4 protein-coding genes are annotated in these 3,834 nt (G+C 71.9%); all 4 read right to left on the bottom strand.

Annotated elements, in window-relative coordinates:
• Window positions 1–2,052, bottom strand: a 2,052-nt coding sequence (gene uvrC, locus G6018_RS08975) for an excinuclease ABC subunit UvrC (protein WP_182639428.1), incomplete at its 3' end; no start/stop codon positions are given.
• 6 nt (window positions 2,053–2,058) lie between these two features.
• The gene (locus G6018_RS08970) at window positions 2,059–2,562 is read right to left on the bottom strand and encodes a PH domain-containing protein (protein WP_182609492.1); all 504 of its coding nucleotides are present in this window, start codon (window positions 2,560–2,562) and stop codon (window positions 2,059–2,061) included.
• On the bottom strand, window positions 2,559–3,035 hold the full coding sequence (gene ribH / locus G6018_RS08965) for a 6,7-dimethyl-8-ribityllumazine synthase (protein WP_182639427.1): 477 nt from the start codon (window positions 3,033–3,035) through the stop codon (window positions 2,559–2,561). The genes G6018_RS08970 and ribH overlap by 4 nt, the downstream gene beginning before the upstream one ends.
• Window positions 3,032–3,834 (bottom strand): GTP cyclohydrolase II (gene ribA, locus G6018_RS08960; protein ID WP_182639426.1); only part of this gene is annotated, 803 nt, incomplete at its 5' end. The genes ribH and ribA, both read right to left, overlap by 4 nt.

Raw genomic sequence — 3,834 nt, 5'->3', positions numbered from 1 at the left:
GTCCGCCGCCGCGTCCGCCGCCGGTGTCTCCGCCGGTGTCGCCGCCGGGTCTCCGGATCCCAGGGTGGCCCGGATCGCGGCCGCCACCCCGGGGCCGATCCCGGGGACCGCACAGAGGTCGTCGATCCCGGCCGCCCGGAGAGCGGACACGGTGGGGAACTTCTCGAGCAGCGCGGCCCGTCGTGCGGGCCCGAGACCGGGCACCTGGTCGAGGACCGACGTCGTCATCCTCTTGGACCTGGCCCCCCGGTGCGCGCGGATCGCGAAGCGGTGTGCCTCGTCGCGCAGACGCTGGAGGAGGAACAGCCCCTCGCCGTGCCGGGGGAAGATGACCGGGTACTCCTCCCCGGGCAACCAGATCTCCTCGAGCCGCTTGGCGATCCCGATCACCGGGACGTCGGTGACGCCGAGCTCGGACAGGACCTCGGCGGCGGCCTCCACCTGGGGTCGGCCGCCGTCCACCACGAAGAGCTGGGGAGGGTAGGCGAATCGGCGGGTCGGGGTGGACCCGCCCGCCCCCGCGTCGTCGGGCTCGGCCCTGTCGTCGACGGGGCCGTCGGTGTCATCGGGGGTCACCGCCGGCTCCTCGTGGTGCCGCCGGAACCGTCGGCGGGTCACCTCGGCGATGCTCGCGACGTCGTCGGAGTGACCGTCGCCGGCCGCCTCGCGGATCCGGTAGAGGCGGTAGTCGCTCTTGCGGGGCAGCCCGTCCTCGAACACCACCAGTGAGGCCATGACGTCGGTGCCCTGGGTGTGCGAGATGTCCACGCACTCGATCCGGAGGGGGGCCGTGTCGAGCTCCAGGGTCTCCTGGATCTCCTGCAGCGCGGCCGACCGTGCGGTCAGGTCACCGCTGCGGCGCAGTTTGTGCTGGGTCAGGGCCTCCACCGCGTTGCGTCGGACGGTCTCGGCCAGCGAGCGCTTGTCGCCGCGCCGGGGGATCCGCAGCGACACACGGGATCCGCGCAGGGTGGAGAGCCAGTCGGCGAGCTCGTCGGCGTCCTCCGGGAGGGCCGGTACCAACACCTCCCGTGGCACCGCGGCGGCGAGATCCGCGCCCGAGTCTGCGCCCCCGGCCAGGTCGGCCTCCCCTCCGTAGAACTGGGCGAGGTAGTCCGAGACGACACCGGGGACCGCGAGCGCCGGGTCGAACCGGCCGTCGGCGTCCACCCCGTGTGCGTGCTCGACCACCCATCCGCGCTGGCCGCGGATGCGCCCGTTGCGGACGTGGAAGACCTGGACGGAGACCTCCAGCTCGTCGGCCTCGACGCCCACGACATCGGCGTCGGTACCGTCGCCCAGGACCACGGCCTGCTTCTCCATGGCCCGCCTCATCGCGCCGAGATCGTCCCGCAGCCGGGCCGCGCGCTCGAAATCCAGGTCCTCGGACGCCTCGAGCATCCGCTTCTCGATCCGCTTCATGATGACGTCGGTCCGGCCGGCGAGGAAGTCGCAGAGTTCGTCGACTATCTCGCGGTGCTCGTCCGCGGTCACCCGACCGATACACGGGGCGGCGCACTTGTCGATGTAGCCGAGTAGACAGGGGCGGCCGAGCTGGGCCTGTCGTCGGAACACCCCGGCCGAACACGACCGCACCGGGAACACCCGTTGGAGTGTGTCGAGCGTGTCCCGGATCGCCCACGCGTGGGAATAGGGACCGAAGTAGCGGGTCCCGGCCCGGCGCGGCCCCCGGTAGACGAATGCGCGCGGGAACTCCTCCCCCACCGTCACCGCCAGGAGCGGGTAGGTCTTGTCATCCCGGTACCGCACGTTGAAGCGGGGGTCGTACTTCTTGATCCACGTGTACTCCAGTTGGAGCGCCTCCACCTCGGTGGAGACGACGGTCCACTGGACGCCCGCGGCGGCGGTGACCATCTGTCTGGTGCGCGGGTGGAGCAGGGTGAGGTCGGCGAAGTACGACCCGACCCGGCTGCGGAGGTTCTTGGCCTTGCCCACGTAGATGACGCGGCCCTGGGCGTCGCGGAACCGGTAGACCCCCGGTTCCGTCGGGATGGAACCGGGGGCTGGGCGGTAGGTGCGCGGGTCGGCCACGACGACTCAGCGGTCGGCGACGGTTTCGGGATCGGCGGCCGAGGGCTTGTACCGGCGGACCGTCTCCCGCATGGTGCCCATGGCCTCGACCGCGTCCTGACCGTCGACGGTGAGGATGGCCCAGACGCCGACGTGCTCGTAGGCCGGTAGTTCGAGCCGGGGCCACATGCTCGACCGGGGGAACGTGATCCCCACGACGTCCTGCCAGTCCCAGAGCCGCGAACGCAGTGGTCCGCGGACCTCGACCCCCTGCTCGCCCACCCGCACCCTGATCCGGAGGAGGGTGAGCAGGACGCCGGCGAAGATCAGACCGATCGCCACGAAGGCGAGCTGGTCGGCGATCCCGATGGTGACCCCGGTGTCGTCGCGGACCAGCACGACAGCCCAGACGACGTGGGCGAGGACGGTCAGGATCGCCAGCGCGATCACGGCGATCCGGAGTCGTCGTGGACGGTGCTCGAAGTCCCAGTGGTCGAGATCCGGGCGCTCGAGGTCCGAACGCCCGGTCATCGTCCGGCCCGCAGGTCGCGCAGGGTGACGGCCGCCCGGAGAGCGGCGGCGACCGCCTCCCCGCCCTTGTCCTCGGTGGCACCCTCGTGCCCGTCGCGGTCGCGGGCCTGGGACTCGTTCTCGGTGGTGAGGACCCCGTGGGCGACCGGGGTGGCCTCGTCGAGCGCGATCCGGGTCAGGCCGTCGGTCACCGAGCTGCAGACGTAGTCGAAATGCGGGGTCGAACCCCGGATGACCACCCCGAGGGCCACCACGGCGTCGTGCGACCTGGCGAGCTCCTGGGCGACCACCGGGAGCTCCACGGCCCCCGTGACACGGGCGACGGTGACCACAGCGCCGGAGGTCTCGGCCACCGCGAGGGCCCGGTCCATCAGTTGCGTGCAGATCTCGTCGTGCCAGGTGGAGGCCACCACGCCCAGCCGCAGACCGCGGGCATCGGGGATCACCAATTCCGGCCTACCGGTGCCGCTCATCGCCGATCCTCTCCGTTCGTGTCCGGGTCGATCCCGTCGTCCAGGCCCTCGAGCAGGTGGCCCATCCGGTCCCGCTTGGTCCGCAGGTACCGGAGGTTCTCCGGGGTCACCGCGGTGGGCATGGGGACCCGCGCCACCACCTCGACCCCGCCGGCACGGAGGGCGTCGGCCTTGGCGGGGTTGTTGGTCATCAGCCGCACGCGCGTCACCCCGAGATCACGCAGCATCTGCGCGGCCAGGCTGAAGTCCCTGGCATCGGCGGGCAATCCGAGATCGAGGTTCGCGTCCACCGTGTCGCGGCCGTCGTCCTGCAGTTGATAGGCGCGGAGCTTCTGCACCAGGCCGATCCCCCGGCCCTCGTGACCGCGCATGTAGAGGACCACCCCGCGTCCCTCCTCACACACCGAGGCGACGGCCGCGTCGAGTTGCGGACCGCAATCGCAGCGCAGCGAGTGGAAGACGTCCCCGGTGAGGCACTCGGAGTGGATGCGGACCGACACGGGCTCGTCGCCCGAGATGTCCCCGGCGACCATGGCCACGTGCTCGACCCCCTGGAGGACGTCGCGGTACCCGTGGGCGGTCATCGTCCCGGCAGGGGTGGGGATGCGGGCGGCGGCCTCGTGGATCACCTGCACCTCGTGCGCCCGCCGCCAGTCCTGCAGGGCCTCGATCGTGATCAGCGCGAGCCCGTGCTCGTCGGCGAAGCGCCGCAGTTCCGGGGTCCGGGCCATGGTGGTCGGATCGTCCTCGGACACGATCTCGCAGATCACCCCGGCGGGTCGCAGGCCGGCCAGGCGGG

Origin of the sequence: Dietzia sp. DQ11-44 (assembly GCF_014145205.1) — a bacterium.
GTDB lineage: Bacteria > Actinomycetota > Actinomycetes > Mycobacteriales > Mycobacteriaceae > Dietzia > Dietzia natronolimnaea.
The sequence above is the reverse complement of the archived record's forward strand: the minus strand, read 5'-3'. Positions and strand labels throughout refer to the sequence as shown.